Below are 21,132 nucleotides of genomic sequence, written 5' to 3'. Positions count from 1 at the left end.
GACTAGAATCGGGAACGATGACGTTCGATGAGTTCGATGGCGGCTAAGCCTCCGAGCGCAACGCCGGAGAAAGAGGGCGGAGCCGGCAGCGGCGGACCGTCGATGAGGTTTTGGCGCCAGTTGCTCCAGCCACCCATCATCCGAGCGACGCCGTAGGCGTGGAAGGCTACGCCCGCGATCCCCATGGCCGAGACGGCCCACATCGCCACCTTAGCGTCGGTCTGGGGCGTACCGGGCGCGCGGGTTGCGGCGAGCACCAGCGCCGCAGCGCCGAGCGGCGGCAGCGACACCGGCACCAGCATGGCCGGATTCTGGAAGGCGCCGCGGAAATGCAGCAACCCGGCCTCCGCGGTGGTGCCGAGCAGCATCCCGGCGGTGGCCAAGGCCAGCGCCTTGCCGGCGGGTAGGTCGGCGAGATGCGGTGCGTCCAGATCGGCATCGCGCACCCGCTCGGCGACGACACCGAGCACCCCGGCGAGCGTCAGCGCCATCGGCGCGCCGATCGGAGCAGCGTAGAACAGGTTCTGGAAGGAGTAGCCGCCCTCGCGCTTGCCGACATTGTAGGCGTGGAAGCCGAAGCCGACGAGGCCCGTGATGCCGGCGAGCGCCTGCACGGCGTGGCGCACGTGTGAGCTGCCCGGATCGGTGTCGCCGGCGCCGTGCAGCGAGGAGGCCAGCGTGACGCTCGACACGACGATCGGCGTGTACATCGCCCGGTTGAAGAACTGGCCGCGGTAATGCTCCAGCCCGGAGTCGAAAAGCACCGAGGCGGCGAGCATGGACGAGGCGTGGTTCAGGCGCTGCGCAGCGCTGGCAGTGACCTCCGCACCGCGCCGTCCATAACTGCGCCCGCGGTCGGGTGAGGCTTGCCGTCCGGCATGCGAGGCCGGGCCGAGCCGCTTCGAGCGTCCGGCGGCGAACCAGGTAAGCAGGCCGGCGGCCGCGGCCGAGGCAGCGAGCACCAAGACAGGATGCAAGGCCGCCTTCGGGCGCAGCGGCGCGACACGGCGGCGGATGAGCGGTGTGCGAGGGCTGTGCCGATCAGCGGCGTGCGGCGCAGCCCGGTGACGCTCTGGAGGGCGTGGCGAGCGGTCAGACGGCATAGACATCGGCATCCTGCGACTTGAGGACGAGGCCGTGGCCTGGCCGCGACAGGTCCGGTCTGATCGACCCGTCCCGCGGCTCCGGGGCACCGTCGAACAGTATTCGCTCTATCCGCACGTGGTCGTGGAACCATTCCAGGTGCCGGAAGCGGGGCACGGCCACTGCGACGGGCAGGTGCAGGGCCGGCGCGCAATGGCCGGAGAGGTCGAGATGCGCCGCCTCGCAGAGAACCGCGGCGTGGATAAAGCCCGTGTAGCCGCCGCAACGGGTGACATCCGCCTGCGCCACATCGACGGCACCTGCTGCGAGGAGCCCACGCATGTCCTCCAGCGTGTAGACGTACTCGCCCGCCGCGATCTCCATTCCGGGTGGCGCGGCGGCGCGCACGACCGCGAGCCCAGCCGGGTCGTCGCTCGTCACTGGTTCCTCGAACCACGCGACGCCAAATTCCTCTGCCGCCTCAGCGAAGGTGATGGCGGCCTTGGATGTGAAGGCGCCGTTGGCATCGATGAACAGAGTCGCATCGCCGATGGCCTGCTTGGCCGCTGCCATCCGGGCGGGATCGCGGGCCGGCTCGCTGCCGACCTTCATCTTCACCGCACCGCAGCCGTCGACCTCCACCCAGCGAGCGAGTTGCTCGTGCAACTGCCGGTCGTCGTAGCTGGTGAAGCCGCCGCTGCCGTAGATTGCCGCGCTCGCGCGCGCTTGCCCAAACAGCCGTGCGAGCGGCAGCCCGAGGAGGCGGGCTTTGAGGTCCCAGAGAGCCGTGTCGAGAGCCGAGACGGCGTTCGCCGCGAGCCCGGAGCGGCCGAGGTTGCGCACCGCACCGCGGAGTACCGCGTTCGCCCGCGGTAGATCGAGGGCGGACAATCCATCGATCTTGGCTCGGAGAGTGTTGCCGATCAGCCCCGCGACGCTGGCGTCCGTGTAGCTGAAGCCCATGCCGGTCTCGCCCCCGGCCTCGACGTGTACGACAACGATCGTCGTCCGGTCCCAGGCCAGGGTGCCGTCGGCTTCGGGCGCGTCGGTCGGCACGGTGTAGGCCTGCGCCCGCACCGACGCGATCGTCGGATCGTCTCGCATCGGATCAATGCCCGTTCTACTTGCCGCCGGGAAGGACGGAACTCAGGACCTGCCGCGCTGTGTCAGCCAGCAAATGGCCCTCCCTCGGGTCTCCCTTGCCGAGCATCGTCATGAAGTTTTGCACCTGCTGGAGGGTGAAGAACGGCGGCAACGGCGGGACCTCGGGATCGGTCTTCACCTCGAGCACCACCGGAACCGGGCTCGCCAGGGCCTCGTCCCAGGCGGAGCCGACCTTGGCCGGATCGTCGACATAGATGCCCTTCAGGCCGATTAGCTCCGCGAACTTGTGGTAGGGCACATTCGGGATATCCTGGCTCGCCTCGAACTTCGGATTGCCCTCCATCACCCGCTGTTCCCAGGTAACCTGGTTCAGGTCCTCGTTGTTGAACACGCAGCAGATCCAGGTCTTGTTCGGCCAGCGATGCATGTACTTCGAGACGGTGATCAGCTCGGCCATGTTGTTCATCTGCATGGCGCCGTCGCCGACGAGCGCGATCACGGGCCGGTCGGGATGGGCGACCTTCGCCGCGATGGCGTAGGGCACAGCCGCGCCCATCGAGGCGAGCCCGCCTGAGAGCGAACACATTTGGCCGCGGCGCATCTTGAGATCGCGGGCGTACCAGTTGGCGCAGGAACCGGAATCCGAGGTGACGATCACCCGCTCGGGCATGCGCGGCGAGAGTTCCCAGGTCACGCGCTGCGGATTGACGGGATTGGCCTTGGCCATCGCCCGATCCTCGGCCTCCTTCCACCAGGAGACCATCCCCTTCTCGATGCCGGTGCGCCAAGAGCCGCCCGCCTTCTTCTGCTCCAAGAGCGGCAGCAGGGCGCGCAGCGTCTCGCCGGACTCGCCGCAGAGCGGCACCTCCATGGGGTAGCGCAGCGACAGCATCTCCGGTGCGATGTCGATCTGCACGCCTCGAGCTTGGCCCTCCTTGGGTAGGAACTCGGCCCAGGGGAAACCGGAGCCGATCATCAGCAGGGTGTCGCACTCCTCCATCATGTCGGAGGAGGGCTTGGAGCCGAGCAGGCCGATTGTGCCGGTGACGAAGGGCAAGTCGTCGGGTAGCGCTGCCTTGCCGAGCAGCGCCTTGGCGACGCCGGCCTGGAGCTTGTTCGCCACCGCGATCACCTCGTCGGTGGCGTGGAGCGCCCCAGCGCCCACGAGGATCGCGACCTTCTCGCCGGCATTGAGCACGTCGGCTGCGCGATTGAGGTCAGCATCGAACGGCACGACCTTCGGGGCGGTGTAGCCGACCCCCGAGAACGTGTTGCCGTGCTTGCGCACCGGCCCTTCGTAGGGTGTGTCCTGCAGGTCGTTCGGCAGGATGATGGCCGAGACCTTCCGCTCCGCCTTGGCGATGCGCATGGCGCGATCGACGATGTGACGGATCTGCGCCGGCGAGGAGGCCTGCTGCACATAGGCAGCGACGTCCTTGTAGACGCTCGTGAGGTCAAACTCCTGCTGGTAATGCGCGCCGTTGACGTTCCGCGCCTGCTGCCCGGCGATGGCGAGCAGCGGAACGTGGTCGAGACGAGCGTCGTACATGCCAGTGAGCAGATGCGTTGCACCTGGTCCAGAGGTGGCCAGGCACACGCCGACCTCGCCGGTGAACTTGGCGTAGGCCGAGGCCATGAAGGCCGCCATCTCCTCGTGCCGGACCTGGATGAACTCGAACGGCAGATCAAGGCGCTGCATCGACCCGAGCAGACCGTTGATACCGTCGCCCGGGTAGCCGAAGATCGTCTTCACGCCCCACTCAGCGAGACGCTTCCAGAAGAAATCGCCTACAGTCTCGGCCATAGATCTTTGCTCCTGCGAGCGCTCATTACGACATGTGCCGTATAGAGCATTGAAATCCGTCGGTGAGGAGGAGTGAATAAATGAACGTCGGTGACAAAGCCCGCTTCGTCGTTCGGATGAGCGACTGGTTTTGGAAACTGGGGTTCCCAGCGCCTCCTGCTTCCCGTTTATGATATCGTGAGCATCGCCGGCTCCCTCACCCTATGCCGCCGACCAAATTGAGGGCGTAGAGATGGGCCTTTGAGGTGATAAACAAGCGCGTTTCAGCAGGGGCGAAGCATAGGTTGGAGCAAGTCTGGGGCGTCGGGATCAGGCCGAGCCGGTGCCCGTCGCCCGCGAAGACCTGCACGCCGGCCTCCGAGCTCGTCCAAACCCAGCCGCGACTATCGACACGCACGCCATCCGGGAAACCGGGTTCAATCTCGGCGAACACACGCTGATTCTCCAGCCTCTGCGTCCCGGTCACGTCGAAGGTGAAGATCGTGTGTCGGTCCCCGCCGAGAGAGCGGGAGGTATCGGTGACGTACAGTGTCCGGCCATCGGGGGTGAAGGCGAGGCCGTTGGGCTGTTCCAGATCCGCCATTCGCGCCGCCTCGCCCGTCGCCGGATCGACGCGGTAGACGCTACGATGGTCGAGCTCGGGCTCGGCGAGTGCGCCCTGCTTGGGCAGCACCAGGCCATAGCTTGGATCGGTGAACCAGAGCGCACCGTCTGCAGCACAGACGACATCATCGGGGGAATTGAAGCGCCGTCCTTGGTAGGTCCCAACCAGCGGCTCGTAGCATCCCTCCGGTGTCGTTCGCGACAGGCGCCGGTTCCCGTGCTCACAGTGCACGAGGTTACCCGCACGATCGACTGTGTGGCCGTTGATAAAAGGCGTGGCATCGACAACAACCTCGACGCACCCGTCCTCGCGCCAGCCGAGCACACGTCGGCCCTCGACATCGGACCAGACCAACATCCGGCGGGCGGGCCACCAGACTGGCCCCTCGCTGAAGGTTGCGTGGTCGTAGAGGGAGAGCAGCCGCGCGCCGTGCGGAACTACCTCGGCAAAGCGCGTGTCGTGCGCACGCGGGGGGTCGACGTGGGTGACGGGATGCGGTGATCCCGCCCGGCGAACGACATCCGGCATCATTGACCTCCGAGCGTTCGGAGCCGCGCAATGCAAGCTCGGCGATAGCGGGGTTCACGGTCGGCTCCGCGTCCCAGTCCGCCAAAACGTCGCCAGTCTCCTCGCGCAACGTTGGCTTAATCGTGCCAACTGATCGGGAGTTCGAGCAGCGCCAAGAAGCGACCGAAGCTAGCCCCGTTTAACTCAATTCCCCCACATGCGCCGATGATGGCGCTGACGCCGAGATCTGTAATGATGTCTGTCTCGATGCATCATCCAGTGCCCTCGGGGAACCCTCTGTACGTCGGTCACGAGATCAGCTGGTGCACCTAGGCTCGTTGAGGAGCCCCTCGTCAAAGCTGAAGCTGGGCTGACAAACGCGGCTACTTCGAGAGCCACAAACAAAACAGCAGCGTGCGAAGATTTAGACGAGTTATGCATGAGCTGTCCACTAGAGTTAGTAAACAATAACATAACGTTTCAAGAGCGATACTGTTTCATCGCAAAAAACCGAATCTTCCGGCAGCAGTACGGCCGCGTACCGGTTTTCGCGCGAGGCAGCCGCTGGGGTTCCGGCCGGGAGTGGGGATCCGGGGGTCTGATGCGCGCACACATTGATGCCGTCAAGACACACCATTTTGGGTCGAGCACCACGCTCCTGTAATAGAAAAGGCAGGCGCTCCCGCACGCCGGCTCCAGCTTGAGGGAGAGAAATCCGCTCCGCCGGAATAAGAATTCGCTCTTTGCGCCTCTACGCAATCTACAGAACTTGCACCTTCGCTCTGACTTCAACACTCCCAGCCGTGGTCCTGGAGGTTTCCAAGTCAACCAACATTGGGGCACCGGCTTTCGCCGTATGGAAGACGATCGGCCAGTTCTGCGGGATCGGCGACTGGCATTCGGCGATCGAGAAGTGCGTACCCTCGGCCCAAAATGGTAAGCCCGTGCGCACCCCCAGCCTGAAAGGCGGCGGCATCATTGTCGAGCAGCAGCAGGCGCGCGACGAGAACAAGATGGACTACACCTACACGATCCTGGAGAGCCCGCTTCCGGTGTCGGACTACAGGTCCACCATCATGGTCACGCCGAACGGTGCGGGCTCGAAGGTGCCGTGGACGGGCACGTTCACCGCGAAGGGCGCACCTGATGCTAAGGCCGCGGAGGTGATCGGCGGCATCTACGAGGCTGGCTTAAAGGGCCTGTCCGAGAAGCTGAAGTAGAGCCTCGACTCCCATCGCGGCCTCTCGGGGCGCGGCGAGCATCGCGGCTGGTGTCGAGGCTACCGCGATAGCCGGAGGGCGAGTCGAAGCCGCTGGCGCGGAGCGTCGCGCAGGATAATTTACTCCCCGAGATCTCGAACGAGTCACGGGCGATCCTGGGTAGCTGCGCCGCCGTCGTTCAGGGCGTCGCATCCGTCCCCTGTCGAACACATCGACATGGCGGAGCCCGACGAGATCCCGCCGCCCGGTTCAAGCGCTGCGGATCTGCATCATCCCGCACTCGTTCGGCGCCATGAACGTCTTGGTCTGCTCGTTATTCGCACAGATCAGGCCGCTGTTCCCACGCTGATGCACGGAGCATGCTGCCATCCAGCTTCGTCACTCGGTCCGAGACGGTCGCAAGCGCCCTCTCGGAACGACCCAAGCACCACCCCGAAGCACCATTGGCCCCGACCAACTGATGGTCGGACCGGACCCGTGCTTCCAGGTCCACACAGGAGAACAACGTCCCCGAACGCTGATCCGAACCCCGCATCCGCCTTCCCAAGCGCTCCCGGGAAGGAGTACCTGCTCGACGATTCCTACGTCTAAACTACACCGTGTCGGATCACGGTCTCGGGCAGCAAAGCGTCCGTTCTTCATCCCGGCAGCACTGCTGAGAGCTTCTTCACTTTCAGGAGCATATGGTCGGCTGATCCACACTATCCACTTGAAGCTTGACCAACGTGAACTCTCTTGACATGCGCTGGAACGCACGCTCCCTCCCCCGTTGACCTGTGCAGAACAGGTCGAGGCGCATGGGTTACATCGGCTTCTAATGCAGAATTTAGTTGATTTTCCTATCAGCTAGGACGATAGGCTTGCCGATGCGCAAGGGTTATGGGTCGCCCATTGGCGTGCGGGTTCAGGGTTTCTAGACGCTCAAGCCGAGCGGCGCCAGCATGCAGATGCTTGACTATAAACGCGTGATCTAAATCAGGCATCCTGAGTTACGAACACATTACCACAGTGTAATTTGCGTTTTTCCAAGACAGTAATATTGCTAGACCATGCGGTTCGACTTGAAAGTTAACCTTGCCTTATCCTCGCAATCTGATCCTGGCGGCGCTTCCCCCTGCTGAGTGGGCCGAGCTTGAGCCGCTGCTGGAGCTTGTGCCCCTGCGTCGGCGGCAGGTGCTAAAGGAGCCCCGAGCCGACATCCCGTACATCTATTTCATCGAGCGTGGGCTCGCTGCCCTTCAGGCGCGGACGCAGGCCGATGGTGCTCACGGTGTGGGGCTGGTCGGCCGCTTCGGCATGACCGGACTGCCGCTCGTGCTCGGGACCATGCGCTCACCGCTGCGCATCATCGTCCAGACCGCGGGCGAGGCTTACCGGCTGAAGGCCGCCGATGCCGAGGCACTCTTCAGCAAGGACACCGGGCTCCGGCGCGTGGCACTGGCCTACGTCCAGGTTCGCATGATCCACGCCGCCCAGGCGGCGCTCTGCAACGCGCGCCACCCGGTCGAACACCGCGTGCGACGCTGGCTGCTGCTGGCCCAGGACCTGCTGGACGAGGACGAGATTTGCGTCAGCCACGGCCTCATCGCTGGCCATCTCGGGATGCGTCGGCCCAGCGTCAGCGAGCACGTCAAGAAGATAGAGAAAGCGGGTCTCGTGAGCCAGTCGTTCGCGTGCATCACGGTGCGGGATCGCGCGGGGCTGGAGCAGGGCGCGTGCGACTGCCACCGGCTGATCTGGGCCGAGTACCGAAGGTTGCAGGTCCCGTCATCTCCCTCGGTGGGGTTGGTCTGACGAGCGAGAGCTACTCTGTTTGCGCCTTGCTCCGCTCCAGTCGCTCACCAGCGAGGCACTCGCACACATAGGTGTCCCGCATCTCTTTGCTCATCTTCAGTTCGTCAGCCCGAGCCTGGCAGACCCGTTCCTTGGATCTCGTTCCTGAGCGGGTCGGACTCGACAGGCATGGTCGGCCTTTGGGCGAGCGCCCGGATATGAGGAAGGCGTTCCGGAGTAACGCTTCGGGTCGAGCGAACAGCCGATCTGATCAGCCCGGTCCTGCCATCGCCGAGAGCAGGACACCGTCTCCGCCGATCTCGAAGCCTTTATAGCCGAGCATCCGCGCAAGCTGGTCGCGAGCGCGGGAGACGCGGCTCTTCACCGTGCCGAGTTCGCAGCCCATGATCGCGGCGGCTTGCTCATAGGAGAGAGCCTCAATCGTCACGAGCACGAGTGCCTCGCGCGTCGGTGCTGCCAGTTGCGCGAGAGCGGCCTGGAGATCGAGCAAGTCAAGGTGGCCGCCCTGCTCGGGAGCGACGGCCAGACGAGCGGCTTGTGCGCCGTCCCCGTCCGGAAGCTCACGGGATTTGCGCTGGCTGGTGTAGAAGTGGTTGCGCAGGATCGTGAAGGTCCACGCCTCAAAGTTGGTGCCGATCTCGAAGCGCCCTCGGCTTCGCCACGCCCGCATCAGCGTTTCTTGCACGAGGTCATCGGCGGCGGTGGGGTCACGGCTCAACGAGAGCGCGAACTGACGCAGAGCCGGGGCTACGCCGAGCAACCGGGCCTGAAACTCTGCCGTGTCGCATCGGTTCGCCTTGTCCAGCGTGGCCCCAAGTCTCTCCAGGAGATCGGCGAAGCGCTCGTTTGCACTTGGTCCAGTGCACGCACCTTCGTAGGTGGAGGCCAGCAGGCGACCAAGATGCTGACCAATGGCCTCGGGGAGGATAGGCCATCGCTCCGCGGTCCTTTCGGCGGCAGGCTGTGCACGGTTCGTCCCCATGCCCACGCTCGACTCCTTCAGAGCTTGCCGTGTCAGATGAGCCTTGTCGGCTGGTCTGCCGCTCACTCACACTCTCCAGACGAAACGCGCTCAGGGAGACGAACGAGGCAACACGGCAAAGATCTTCCCCAGGAGCGGTCCGGCAGCGGACGGAAAATCCGAACGAGACTCAGCCAGCAGGATCTCGAAAGCATGCTCGTCCATGGCGCATCCGGCCGCTCTAATATATCCGGTCTATTCACGCGGGCGCATACGCGAACGGGCCGTCATCCGGCCCTAGAGGCGTCCGGTCTCCCAGAATGCTTCGGGCCGAGGCGATGATCTGGATGGTCTGGCGCCGATCACATGCGGTGCGCGCCATGATTTCCAAATCACGTAAGTACGAGATGATTACATCTCTCTGGTGTTTGCCTGTGTTAAGGGCCTCGTCTACATTTGCAGAGACGGCGCTCTCAACTTCAGTCCAGAATTCAGCCGGAAGCAGCATTTCGTGGATCATGGGGCACCCTTTATGAGAAGATGTCAGGTCCCTGGCGTAATTCAACGCTCAGGGCATCTACTCACGTTCTTCGCAGATAAATAAAGCCGAGTAAGCTTGGAAACTGTTCGTCAGCGTACCGCCTTCGGTGCCGGACGGGCCGCCTGATCATCGGCTTGCTGGAGAACGCATCCTCACCCTTGTCGTCCACCTCCTCCCTGAAGGCGCTCCCGTCGAACTACTCGCGACGGATTGGTCGAGCACCGCCGTCGAGAGCAGGTGAATGAGTTCGCAACGCTTACTCGCCCCTCAGCAAGAAGCTTCTTGTCCTCGGTGCCCGACCCTGGCGAAATCTTGATTTCTAGGGTGTGAACCGAACCAAGCCGTTGCAGGGTTTGTGGTTTTGTGATTCCAGGCGGCCGTTTGCGGCCTGGAGGTGACGATGGCGAACCTGTTCTGGCTCTCGGACGAGCAGTGGGCGATGATTGAGCCGTTCATGCCCAAGGACCAGCCCGGACCCGAGCGGAAGGACGACCGGCACATCATCTCAGGCATCCTGCACGTTCTCACGTCGGGATGTCGCTGGCGCGACTGCCCGGCCGCGTATGGCCCGCGCACCACGGTCTACAACCGCTTCAATCGCTGGTCGCGGCGCGGCTTCTGGAAGGCGATGTTGGCGGCCCTGGCCAAGGTCGGGTGGGCCGGCGATGCGGCGGCTCTCGACAGCAGCTATGTCCGGGCTCACCGGTCTGCCCATGGCGGGAAAGGGGGGCGAGGGCCCAGGCCATCGGCCCGTCGCGCGGCGGCCAGACGACCAAGGTCCATGCCCTCACCGATGTCCTCGGCCGGCCCGGCGTGCTCCTGCTGACGCCCGGCAACGCCAGCGATGTCACCGCCGCTCCGGCCGTCCTAGCCGAAGCGCCGGGCCGGATCCGCCGCCTGAGCGCCGACAAGGGCTACGACGCCGATTGGCTGCGCGCTGACCTACGCAGAAGCGGCATCATGCCGATCATCCCGGGCAAGCGCAGCCGCAAGAGAAAGATCCGGCACGACAAGCGGCACTACCGGGAGCGCTGGCGCATCGAGGCGACGTTCAACCGCCTTAAGGACTTCCGCCGCATCGCCACCCGGTACGACAAGCTCCCCCGCAACTGCGCCTCAGCCGTCGCCCTGGCTGCAATCATCGCCTTCTGGTGCTGATCGAGTCCAAACCCTAGGTAGGGAACTCATACAACCAATTGCTGTCGCTTGCGTTTTCTTCCTGAGTTTGAGGTTTCCAGCGCAGGAGGATCGCGATGGCACGGCTGTTCTGGCTTTCGGATGAAGCCTGGGCGCGGATCGAGCCACATCTGCCTCACGGCCAACCGGGTAAACCACGGGTCGACGATAGGCGGGTGATCAGCGGCATCCTGCATGTGCTGAAGGTCGGCTGCCGCTGGCAAGATACGCCCTCCGCGTACGGCCCGCACACCACGATCTACAACCGCTACAACAGGTGGTCTCAGCGCGGTGTCTGGCAGCGCCTGTTTGCCAAGATCGCAGCCACAGGCCCTGTCCCCGACGAGCTGATGCTCGATGCCTCTCACGTGAAGGCACACCGCTCGGCATCAGGCGGAAAAGGGGGGCCTGGAGCCAGGCCATTGGCCGCTCGCGCGGCGGCTTCACGAGCAAAATCCATTGCTTGGCCGATGGTCGTGGCCGACCGGTTGCGTTCACCCTGACACCCGGCAACGTGGCCGACATCACCATGGCGCTGCCGCTGCTGCAGGCTGTCGTGCCGCCCAAACGCCTGATCGCCGACAAAGCCTACGATGCGCAGAGCTTGAGGGATTGGCTCAAGAGCCGCCGGGTGATCGTCACCATCCCGTCCACGGCCACCCGGACGGTGCCCTACAGGCACAGCCGGATCGCCTACCGGCGGCGCAATCGCATCGAACGCCTGTTCGGCCATCTCAAAAACTGGCGGCGCGTCGCGACCCGCTACGATCGCTTGGCCTGCAACTATCTCGCTGCCATCGCGCTCGTTTCCTGTGTCATCGCATGGACCTGAATGAGTCCCCTACCTAGGCCGTGCGCCGAAGGCGTCTCTCGACTTCATGGCCAAGATGCGCGGCCGTTGCGACGGTCACGACATCATCTGCATCTACACCGTGCCGCTCCTCTTGTGAGTGACGCCCTACTCCATGCCGAAGAGGTGTTCGCCCACGTCGAGCATCTCGACGTTCGCCTGGACGATCAGCCCCACGATCTCATCACGGTGAACGACAACATCACCTCGATCGTCTCCTGGTCGTGGTCGTCATCGCCTACATCCAGGAGGAGTTCGAGCCGGAGACGAGCGCCGCGCCGGGTGAACCTTAGATCGCCGGAGAGGGGTCGTCAGGGACACTGTCGCGGCTATGGTTCGGCGTGAGGCGTTGATGAACTCGGAGACCCGCCGGTCTTAGAGATCATCAGTGCGGTGGCGGCGTACATGTCGATGCAGTGGTCGTTTGGACTTGCTTCGCAAAAGTAGAGAGCTCTTTTCCTGAAGGAGGTGTGTAGGGCGGAGGAAAATCAGGCCACGGGGCGGAGTAAATCTAGGCCACTTGAGCTTCGCCCAGCCCGCAGAGCCCATTGGCGAAACGATTTGTTGGGCAATCAGTTACGCCCGTGCGCCAATCAAGCGGCAGCGTCCGCGCCCGACGCTTCAACGGTGGTTTGCTGGCCTGGAATTGGACCGCCGTCTACATGGGTCCGATTAGGCCGGGTTCGTTGCGTGCCCCGGGGGTTCTTGCCTCTCTGCCGCCGATCCCGTCTCGTCAGATGCCCTGATTCGCACAGGAACAGATTTTGCGGCCGGTGTTTTCGACTGCTCGTCGTGGTGCGACAGCGGCATCAACGGGTTCATCTCCGGGTAGTATGCTCCCAAGCACCCGTCCGGCAGCGAGAAGGGCACAACCTTCAGGCCGAACACCTCCCGCTCAACCCCATCCTGCGCATCGCTGACCAGCGACACGATTTGGCCCTCGTGCAGGTTCGCCCGTTGCATTTCGTCCGGATTGATGAGCAGCACGTCGCGTGTGCCCTCAATCCCGCGCAGGCGATCGCTGTAGCCGTAGATCGTGGTGTTGAACTGATCGTTCGAGCGCATCGTGATCAGGCGGTACCGGCCCGGCGCTTCGCCGAAGCCGACAGCCGTCATGATCTTCGGTTTCGTAAACTGCGCTTTTCCGGTCTTCGTCTTCCAAATGCGCTCGCGCGCCGAGTTGCCGCGGTAAAACCCGCCAGGAGTCCACATGCGCTTATTGAAGTCATAGAACTGCTCCGGGTAGGTCTCCGCGATGAGGTCGCGGACCAGCGCATAGTCACCGACCCACTCGTTCCACTTCACCTTCGGGTTTGGTTTGAGCGTCGCTTTGGCGATGCCCGCGACGATTGCGAGCTCGGATCTAAGATGCTCGCTGGCCGGTTTGCGCCGCGCTATCGAGCCGTGGATGCAGCTGAAAGTGTCCTCCATGCTCACCGCCTGCGGACCGCTCGCCTGCACGTCCTCCTCGGTGCGACCCAGGCAAGGGAGGAGAAAGGCGATCTCCCCGTTCACGAGATGCGAACGATTGAGCTTGGTCGCGATCTGCACGGTCAGGCGCATCTTCGTCCACGCGTGCTCCATGCGGTCACGTTCAGGGATCGCCCGCACGAAGTTGCCACCCAGACCGAAGAAGCTCTTCACCTTGCCCGAGAGGATACCCTCGCAAGCCTCGACGGTGTTCATGCCCTTCTTGTGCGGCGGCTCGAAGCCGAATTGCTCAGCGTACTTGTCGAGCGGAACTAGTTCCGGCTTTTCAGAAATGCCGACCGTGCGTTGGCCTTGCACGTTGGAGTGGCCGCGCACCGGAGAGATGCCCGTCCCATCGCGGCCGATGTTGCCTTTGAGCAGCAGCATGTTGACGAACAGCGCGATGTTCTCAAAGCCGTGCATGTGCTGCGTCAGCCCCATGCCGTAGATCCCGATCACCCGGTCGGCCTCGACGTAGACCTGTGCCGCTGCCTCTATGTCTTGCCGGCCGAGACCTGACTCGTGCTCGATCTCCTCCCAGGAGGTCGCGCGGACCTTCGCCTCAAACTCTTCGAGCCCGCTCGTGTGCTGCTCGATGAAGTCGACGTCGAGAACGCGCTTGCCCTGCTTTTGTGCCTCGTCGTCCGCTGCGAAGACGTGCTTGCAGATGCCCATGAGCACGGCGACGTCGCCGCCCGGCCGAACTTGGTAGTATTGCGTGCTGATGCGCGTCTCTTTGCCGGTCAGCATCTCCACCGGGCTCTGCGGGTTCGTGAAGAACTCCAGCCCTTTCTCACGCACGGGGTTGAAGGTGATGATCTGGACGCCGCGTTTGGCGGCCTCTTGGAGTGGATGCAGGAAGCGCGGGCTGTTCGAACCCGTGTTCTRCCCGAAGAAGAACATCGCGTCGCAGTTCTGAAGATCGTCGAACACCACCGTACCCACGCCTTCCCCGATGACTTTCTTGAGGGCCACTGACGTTGTCTCGTGACACATGTTTGAGCTATCGGGCAGGTTGTTGCAGCCGTACAGGCGCGCGAACAGCGCGTAGAGGTACGACGTTTCCAGGCTGGCGCGTCCCGACGAATAGAAGATGACCGACTCGGGATCGAGCAGTCTCAGCTCTGATCCGATCTCGCGGAATGCCTCATCCCACTCACATGGCACGTACTTGTCAGTGGCCGGATCATACCGCATGGGCTGTGTGAGCCGGCCCTGCTGTTCCAGGTCGTAGTCCTTCCACTCACGCAGTTCCGTGACGGTATGCCTAGCGAAGAACTCCGGCGTGCAGCGCCGAGTCGTCAACTCCCAAAGCGTTGCTTTCGCCCCGTTCTCGCAAAACTCGAACGGATGGTAGCTCGCAGGCTTGGCCCAGGAGCAGGACACACACATGAAGCCGCCCGTTTTGTTCTGGCGGAACAGTGTTTCGGACGCGAGCGGGGTGGCCCACTCTTTGCCGAAGATCCGTGAGATGCCGCGCAGCGAACCCCAACCGCCGGACGGGCCATCGTAGTGGGCTATGCCATCATCTGTTGGCATTGGTACTCCTTTTTCATGTTAGCTCAACGTGAAAGTACTAGTCTCGCATGATATTCGTCACGCGAGATAATGCTTTAAGAGCTGATCGCGTAAAACGCACCTGGGATTGTCCGACCTGTTCGTCTCGGTGCCCTGTGCGTCTGAGTGCCTCAACCAGCACCTAAGCTGGCATTGAAGTTCCTCAATATTACTCTCTGGCCCAGTGCAAAAATCCAGTCCGCTGGCGTACAGATCACATAATCAATCAGACGATGAGCCCGAGGGATCGATACAAGGCGCGTGTTGTGCGTGATCGTGCTGCGCGCCTCCTCCTAGCGTTCGGACCCATAACGGTGGCGCGGCTCGGCGGGATGTGCTTCACGGCTCCTGCTGGAGGAGCCGATGGATCATTTTTGGCTGACGGACGAGCAGTTCGCGAAGATCGCACCGCATCTACCCACAGATACGCGGGGCAAGGCGCGGGTGGACGACCGGCGCGTCATCAGCGGCATCATTCACGTGCTCAAGTCTGGAGGGCGCTGGACGGACGCACCGGGCGAGATCTACGGCCCTAAGCTTGACTTTGGCCATTCATGCGGCGTGGCAGAGGGCATAGGCCCTGGGCGCTGGCAAGCGGAAGCGGGGTTTTGTTCGGGCGGATCGGCGCGGTGATGTTGCCAAAGTCTGCTCGTCCCAGATCGCATAGCGCACGGCGGCCAGAGCATCGGCGAAGGTCGGGCGCGGTTTGGGGTACCACGCGGCGGCCGCGATCCGTTGCCGTTGGCAGGCTGGAAGCCGTGCAGCCATCAGCGTGACGATCGAGAACAGGGCGAGCAGGCAGGGCGTGGTGCGGACGATGGCCGTGTCAGACCACTGCCGCTGCGTCTCCGTCCCGAGGTGAGCGCGCGCCTCTTGGAAGGTGACCTCGACACTCCAGCGCTGCACGAACCAGGACACGATTTGCACCGGCTCGCGGTCGAGATCTGTGCAGAGCAGAGCCTGCGGTGCGAAGCGGCCCTCGGGATCGCGCACGAGCACCCAGCGGATCGGCACGACCGGCAGACCGCCGTGCCGCCACACGGCGGTCCCGGAGGCGATCTCAAGGGTGCGCTCGCCCGCCCCATACCAGCCGGGCACCACGACCGCGTGCCAGCGCGTGTCCTTGGTCGCGAGGGTCGCGGCAAGCGTCGGCAGCGGAGCGCCCTTGGTCCGCGGGCGCCCGATCGTGCCCGGCGGCCGTGGCGGGGCCGGCTCGTAGAGCGCAGCATCCAGCCGTAGGCGGGTGATCGCCGCGATGCCACCGCGGCGCATGGCGTCGAGGAACAGCAGTGCGGACAAACCGCTGTCGCCGACCAGGACAAGGTCGCGTCCGCGCAGCCAGCGGCGGACCTGAAAGGTGAGTTGGCGTCCGACGTCGAGCAGAGGCTTGTGCCGACGGCCCCGTTCGCGACAGGCGCTCGGACGGCACCAGCGCGGTCAGGAACGGCAACGCCCAGACGCGCCCCGCCCAGGGGATCGGGGCGAGCACCATCAGGCTCATCCAGCGCAGCCCGCTCGCCTTGACGAAATGGCTGTCGGAGGAGCGGACCGGATCACGGTAGATACCCTTGGCCGCAATCCGCTTGCCGCGGCGGCGCTCGATCGTGTCGTCGAGCGCCAGGATGACTGGACCGCGCGGCGCGAAGGCTGAGATCAGCATCCCGAGCAGAATGCGGCTGCCGGAGCGTGGGCACCAGGCCGCGCGGCTGAGGATGCGGTGGACGTTCACGAACCGTCGCTCCTGCGCACGACCCAGGATGCGTAGGACGCTCGTCACCGTGCGGCGGCCCGGCGTCAGGATCGCGCCGATCAGCAACGGCTGAGCAAGGCGCCGCGAGCGGTGGACGAACAGCGGTGCGAACGCCAGGATGATCCCGGCGAAGCGGGCAGGCAGGGGCAGCATGGCGGTGTCTCTTGGCCGGGACGCCACCAGCCTACTCCTCACGCCTGCTTCGTCGTGAACCGCACCGGGTTTCCCGGAGGCCGTTTGGTTTGGATCAGGCGGCCAAGGCTTGGACCTTGGCCTGAGCATAGTAGCGCGCTTCCGCTTCGGCGGGAGGCACGTTGCCGATTGGTTCGAGCAAGCGGCGGGTGTTAAACCAATCCACCCATTCGAGCGTGGCGAACTCGACGGCCTCGAACGAGCGCCACGGCCCACGCCGATGGATCACTTCGGCCTTGAACAGGCCGATGATCGTCTCGGCGAGAGCGTTGATGCTCCTATAATCGTCAAGCGGTCTTCGCGAGCGGTTCGGAAGCTCGCAGGCGGCCGCAAAGATGGGCGTAGATCTCGCGGGCGACGAACCGCTTCAGGCAGCGGATGATTTCGCGCTTCGTCAGGCCTTCGGCCAGACGCCTCTGCATGTAGGCCAGCGTCGGCAGATGGCTGCGCAGGCGCAGATCACGACTCGGTATAGCGCGGCGTTGGCTTGCCGATTGTAGGAAACCCCGACGCTGCCGACGGAGGGCTCGATGCCCGCCTCGGCGAGGCGCTCGGTGTAGCGAATGCTCACGTATTGCGATCCCCGGTCGGAGTGGCAGACGAGGCCGCTACCGAAGGGGCGGCGCTCGTGCAGTGCCTGCTCCAAGGCATCGAGCACGAAGTCTGCCCGGGCCGAGGACGACACCCGCCAGCCGACGATTCGGCGCGCGAAGACGTCGATGACGAAGGCTGCGTAGACGAAGCCGCTCCAGGTCGCGACGTAGGTAAAATCCGCCACCCACAGCCGGTTCGGGCATTCGGCCTTGAACTGCCAGTTGACCCGGTCGAGGGGGCAGACCGCCGCCGGATCGGGAACGGTGGTACGGACCCTGCGCCCTCGGACCACACCGGCCAGGCCCATCGCTCGCATCAGCCAGGCGACCGTGCAGCGCGCCACCGCGATCGCCTCGCGGGCGAGTTGCTGCCAGACCTTACGGACCCCGTAGACGCCGAAGTTGGCCGCGTGCACGCGCCGGATCTCGGCCATCAGAATCGCATCGCGCTTGGCCCGAGCCGGCAGCATGCCGGGATCAGCCCGCCGTGCGGCATGGGCATGGTACGTCGACAGGGCGATCGGCAGCACCCTGCAGATCGGCTCGACCCCGTAGGTCTCCCGGTGATCGTCGATGAAGGCGATCATGATCGGAACCGGCGGTCGAGCTCCGCCTGAGCAAAATACGCCGACGCCTTCCTCAGGATCTCGTTGGCTTGCCGGAGCTCGCGCACCTCCCGCTCAAGCGCCTTGATCCGCTCGCGCTCGTCGCTCGTTGGCCCGGCTCGCCCGCCCCGATCGCATTCGGCCTGGCGCACCCAGTTGCGCAGCGTCTCGCCCGAGCAACCGATCTTGGCCGCGATCGAGCGGATCGCGCCGTACTGCGAATCGTGCTCGCCCTGGTGCTCCAGCACCATCCGCACCGCGCGCTCGCGGACCTCGGAGGAGAAGGGTGAGGTATGCTTCGTCATGGCTCCAGTCTCTCAAGAGTTGAAGCCTCCGGGAAACCCGGTGCGGTTCAGACCCCTTATTGCGGGGGGGGCATTTGTGCGCCAGCCCTTTGACTTGAGGGCGCCAGCGACCCTGATCTGGCTGCAGGCAGGGCTGGACCCCATCCGGGTCTGTTTGATGATCCGACGAATGCCGGTTGCCACAGCATTGAATTCTGCGACCAATTCTGGGTCGCGCTCTCCTACGCGATGAACATCGACTGGCATGATGAGCGTGTGCCGTGGACCAGGGTAGCCGGGCGGGTACTCGGCCCGACAGAACTGCGGGAGATCTACTGGGATTGGACGGGCGAGGAAATGTGATGGCCGCCCGCCGGCTCGCACCAACAGCGGCACGCTCACGCGAGACGAGCTCCTGGGAGGCCCAACGAGGTGGGACGGCCCCTGCACGCCGGACAGGGGACCCCATGCGCCGACATCCGCGTCTTCACCCGCTTACCCGATGTCCTCCCCCGCCCCGTGTTCCTCTGCCTCCTCGACGCGCTCGCCGGCGTCCCTGCGGGACCGGCCGGGGACCGCGATGCGGCAGGGACGCCGCGCCTTTGCGTAGCTCGGCAGGCGACGTGCGAGTCGCCGCGAGAACTCGCCTCGAATTGACAATGACTGCCGGAACTCCCGCTGAGTAGACGATCTTCAGAATGTATCGTGCGTTCGGATCGCGCCGGGGTGCGCGCTCGCCTTACGTTATCCCCCAGCATTGTGCGGAGAAGCGTGTGCATGGCCTACGAGATCGGTGTTGGCCCGGCTCAGATCACCATCAACGCCGGCGAAAGCGTGCTCATCACCGAGATCGATGGCCAGATTCATCAGCCGAGCGAACGCGGCTTATTCTTTCGTGATACCCGCCTCGTCAGCGCGTGGGCAGTCACCGTCGATGACCGGCCGTGGCAGGTGCTGAACTCCGCCGCCACCGACCATTTCGCCGCCCAGGCCGTGATGGTGAACCCTGCCCTGTTCAAAGACGATGGCGAAGTGCCCGCCGGCACGATCAGCCTCGCTGTGTCGCGCCTGCTCGACCAGGGCGGCATGCGCGAGACGCTCAAGCTGCGCAATCACAACCGCACCCGCGTGCGTCTCTCCCTCGCCGTGCGCTTGTCCTGCGATTTCGCTGATATCTTCGACGTGAAAGCCCACAGGATCGTCGTGCGCGGCGAAACCTGCACCCGCTGGTCCCCCGAAGTGGGCCGCCTCGCGACAATCCACACCAATGGCAGCTTCCGTCGCGGGATCTCGGTCGGTCCAGCGGAGGGCGCGCCCAGGCCGGTCCTGCGGGACGGCGCGTTATGTTTTCTCATCGAACTCGGTCTCCAGCAGTCCTGGAGCACTGACCTCGACTACCGCTGGATCGACGGTGACGACACGCTCGACGCCCCGAACGTTGCCTTCGCCGAGCGTGAGCGGTCCAGGCCGGCTGTCGGCCTGCGCGACTGGCGCGATGGCGCCACGCGCCTGCGCACGCCGCACACGGGCTTGCAGCAGCTCTACCATCAATCCTTCGACGACCTCGCCGCCCTGCGCCTGCCGTTTGAGGGCACGGACAGCAAAACCTTTGTACCGGCCGCCGGCATCCCGTGGTTCGCCGCCTTATTCGGGCGCGACAGCCTGATCACCGCGATCCAGACCGTGCCGATCTACCCCGACTTCGCCCGCGGTGCGCTGGAGATGCTGGCCCGCTATCAGGCCGACGAGACCGACGATGCGCGCGACATGCAGCCGGGCAAGATCCCGCACGAGCTGCGCCGCGGCGAGATGGCCACCCTGCACCTGAACCCGTACTGGCCTTACTACGGCACCGCCGATGCCACCCCGCTCTACCTCATCTTGCTGCACCACGCGTGGCAGTTCACGGGCGACCGCGGCCTGATCGAGCGCCACCTCATCACCGCAGAGCGCTGCCTCGCCTGGATTGATGATTACGGTGACCTGGATGGAGACGGCTTCCAAGAGTACCAGCGCCGCGCGCCGGACGGGGCTGAGAACCAGGGCTGGAAAGATGCGGGCAACGCCGTCCTGGACGAGAGCGGTGACGACGTGCCCGCGCCGAAGGCCCTGTGCGAGTTGCAGGGCTACGTCTACGATGCGTGGCGCCGGATGGCCCAGGTCTACGACGCACTCGACCGGCCGGATCGGGCGCAGGCGCTCAGGGAGAAGGCGCGCGATCTCTACCGACGCTTCAACGCCGCGTTCTGGGACGAGGACACGCAGTTCTATGCGCTGTGCCTGGATCCGGAGAAGCGGCGTGTGATGAGCGTCAGCTCGAACCCCGGCCACCTGCTGTGGTCGGGGATCGTGCCGCCCGAGCGGGCCGGGGCCGTCGCGCTGCGGCTGATGGCCGAGGACATGTTCAGCGGCTGGGGCGTGCGCACATTGTCGGCAGATCATCCGGCCTACAACCCGCACGACTACCAGCTCGGGGCGGTCTGGCCCCACGACAACGGCCTGGTCGCGGTCGGGCTGGCCCAGTACGGCTTCCGCGCTGAGGCGGCCCGCATCGCGGCCGGCCTGATCGCGGCGGCCGACCGCTTCATGCTGCATCGTCTGCCGGAGGTGTTCGCCGGGACGAGCCGATCCGACGCGCCTTTCCCGGTGCAGTATCTCGGGGCCAACGTCCCGCAGGCTTGGGCCGCGGGCTCAGTGTTCAGCCTGCTGCATGCCCTGCTCGGTATTCGGGTAGACGCCAGATCCCGCGAGATCCTGGCCGACCCGCACTTGCCGGACTGGCTGCCGGAACTCACCCTGGTCGATTTCAGCGTCGGGCAGCAGACGGTTGATCTACGCGTGTTCCGCGACGGCGCGGAGACCTGCATTAAGCTCCTGCGGGGCGCCGGGGTGAGGCTGGTGCGGCAACCCTTCGCCGCCGTGGTGGAGAGCCCTTGAAGGCATCATCCGCAGTGGTTGCGCGAACGAGGAGAGCGGAGCCAAGGAGACGTTTGTCGCGCCGGGCTTGACTGTGAGCGAGGCGGCGAGGCGCTGACCT

General features: G+C 64.7%; 12 protein-coding genes, 4 pseudogenes and 1 other annotated feature. Of the genes and pseudogenes, 6 read left to right on the top strand and 10 right to left on the bottom strand.

Features of this window, described 5'->3' with window-relative positions; translation table 11 throughout:
- Nucleotides 1-2: 2 nt before the first annotated feature.
- The 4 genes from ACXJKQ_RS10325 to ACXJKQ_RS10310 form a co-directional block, all read right to left on the bottom strand.
- Nucleotides 3-779, bottom strand: coding sequence for a hypothetical protein (locus tag ACXJKQ_RS10325; RefSeq protein WP_457105659.1), 777 nt, complete (start codon nucleotides 777-779; stop codon nucleotides 3-5).
- Nucleotides 780-1,092: 313 nt separating this feature from the next.
- The gene (locus tag ACXJKQ_RS10320) at nucleotides 1,093-2,187 is read right to left on the bottom strand and encodes an enolase C-terminal domain-like protein (protein ID WP_457105658.1); all 1,095 of its coding nucleotides are present in this window, start codon (nucleotides 2,185-2,187) and stop codon (nucleotides 1,093-1,095) included.
- A 16-nt stretch (nucleotides 2,188-2,203) separates the two neighbouring features.
- Nucleotides 2,204-3,991: a thiamine pyrophosphate-requiring protein gene (locus ACXJKQ_RS10315; protein ID WP_457105657.1), complete on the bottom strand. Its 1,788-nt coding sequence runs from the start codon at nucleotides 3,989-3,991 to the stop codon at nucleotides 2,204-2,206.
- Between the two features lie 196 nt (nucleotides 3,992-4,187).
- Entirely contained in the window at nucleotides 4,188-5,126 is a 939-nt protein-coding gene (locus ACXJKQ_RS10310) for an SMP-30/gluconolactonase/LRE family protein (protein ID WP_457105656.1), read from the bottom strand.
- Between the two features lie 734 nt (nucleotides 5,127-5,860).
- Here ACXJKQ_RS10310 and ACXJKQ_RS10305 point away from each other — a divergent pair.
- Entirely contained in the window at nucleotides 5,861-6,322 is a 462-nt protein-coding gene (locus ACXJKQ_RS10305) for an SRPBCC family protein (RefSeq protein ID WP_457105686.1), read from the top strand.
- A gap of 1,074 nt (nucleotides 6,323-7,396) precedes the next feature.
- Nucleotides 7,397-8,116 carry a Crp/Fnr family transcriptional regulator gene (locus ACXJKQ_RS10300; RefSeq protein ID WP_457105655.1) on the top strand — a complete coding sequence of 240 codons (720 nt, stop codon included), beginning with the start codon at nucleotides 7,397-7,399 and terminating at the stop codon, nucleotides 8,114-8,116.
- A gap of 250 nt (nucleotides 8,117-8,366) precedes the next feature.
- Here the strand turns inward: ACXJKQ_RS10300 and ACXJKQ_RS10295 are convergent, their stop codons facing one another.
- A complete protein-coding gene (locus ACXJKQ_RS10295; RefSeq protein ID WP_457105685.1) occupies nucleotides 8,367-9,098 on the bottom strand; it encodes a sigma-70 family RNA polymerase sigma factor in 732 nt (243 codons plus the stop codon).
- A gap of 920 nt (nucleotides 9,099-10,018) precedes the next feature.
- On the opposite strand from ACXJKQ_RS10295, the gene ACXJKQ_RS10290 reads away from it, so the two are divergent.
- A protein-coding gene (locus ACXJKQ_RS10290; protein WP_457105654.1) for an IS5 family transposase occupies nucleotides 10,019-10,776 on the top strand; the annotation gives its coding sequence in 2 pieces (ribosomal slippage) (nucleotides 10,019-10,349 and nucleotides 10,349-10,776; 759 coding nt in all).
- A 95-nt stretch (nucleotides 10,777-10,871) separates the two neighbouring features.
- Nucleotides 10,872-11,626, top strand: a protein-coding gene (locus tag ACXJKQ_RS10285; protein WP_457105653.1) for an IS5 family transposase whose coding sequence is annotated in 2 segments (ribosomal slippage) — nucleotides 10,872-11,202 and nucleotides 11,202-11,626 — 756 coding nt in all. Because the reading frame shifts where the segments join, the coding sequence is not laid out codon by codon here.
- Nucleotides 11,627-12,316: 690 nt separating this feature from the next.
- Here the strand turns inward: ACXJKQ_RS10285 and ACXJKQ_RS10280 are convergent.
- Complete coding sequence (locus ACXJKQ_RS10280; RefSeq protein WP_457105652.1) at nucleotides 12,317-14,653, bottom strand: FdhF/YdeP family oxidoreductase; 2,337 nt, start codon at nucleotides 14,651-14,653, stop codon at nucleotides 12,317-12,319.
- Between the two features lie 381 nt (nucleotides 14,654-15,034).
- On the opposite strand from ACXJKQ_RS10280, the pseudogene ACXJKQ_RS10275 reads away from it, so the two are divergent.
- Nucleotides 15,035-15,208 (top strand): annotated as a pseudogene (locus tag ACXJKQ_RS10275) (transposase); the annotation flags it as partial.
- 15 nt (nucleotides 15,209-15,223) lie between these two features.
- On the opposite strand, the gene ACXJKQ_RS10270 reads toward ACXJKQ_RS10275, so the two are convergent.
- From ACXJKQ_RS10270 to ACXJKQ_RS10255, 4 genes and pseudogenes are all read right to left on the bottom strand, one after another.
- Nucleotides 15,224-16,054 (bottom strand): IS701 family transposase, encoded by an 831-nt coding sequence (locus tag ACXJKQ_RS10270; RefSeq protein ID WP_457105684.1) that lies wholly within the window; start codon nucleotides 16,052-16,054, stop codon nucleotides 15,224-15,226.
- Between the two features lie 94 nt (nucleotides 16,055-16,148).
- Nucleotides 16,149-16,574 (bottom strand): annotated as a pseudogene (locus ACXJKQ_RS10265) (transposase); the annotation flags it as partial.
- Nucleotides 16,575-16,668: 94 nt separating this feature from the next.
- Nucleotides 16,669-16,884, bottom strand: a pseudogene (locus ACXJKQ_RS10260) (integrase core domain-containing protein); the annotation flags it as partial.
- Nucleotides 16,885-17,106: 222 nt separating this feature from the next.
- Nucleotides 17,107-18,116: pseudogene (locus ACXJKQ_RS10255) on the bottom strand (IS3 family transposase); the annotation flags it as partial.
- Nucleotides 17,719-17,835, bottom strand: a sequence feature (AL1L pseudoknot). It overlaps the preceding pseudogene by 117 nt.
- A 756-nt stretch (nucleotides 18,117-18,872) precedes the next feature.
- Here ACXJKQ_RS10255 and ACXJKQ_RS10250 point away from each other — a divergent pair.
- Nucleotides 18,873-21,032, top strand: coding sequence for an amylo-alpha-1,6-glucosidase (locus tag ACXJKQ_RS10250; RefSeq protein WP_457105651.1), 2,160 nt, complete (start codon nucleotides 18,873-18,875; stop codon nucleotides 21,030-21,032).
- The last annotated feature ends 100 nt before the right edge of the window (nucleotides 21,033-21,132 follow it).

The organism is Methylobacterium sp. P5_C11 (assembly GCF_054049775.1).
The sequence above is the reverse complement of the archived record's forward strand: the minus strand, read 5'-3'. Positions and strand labels throughout refer to the sequence as shown.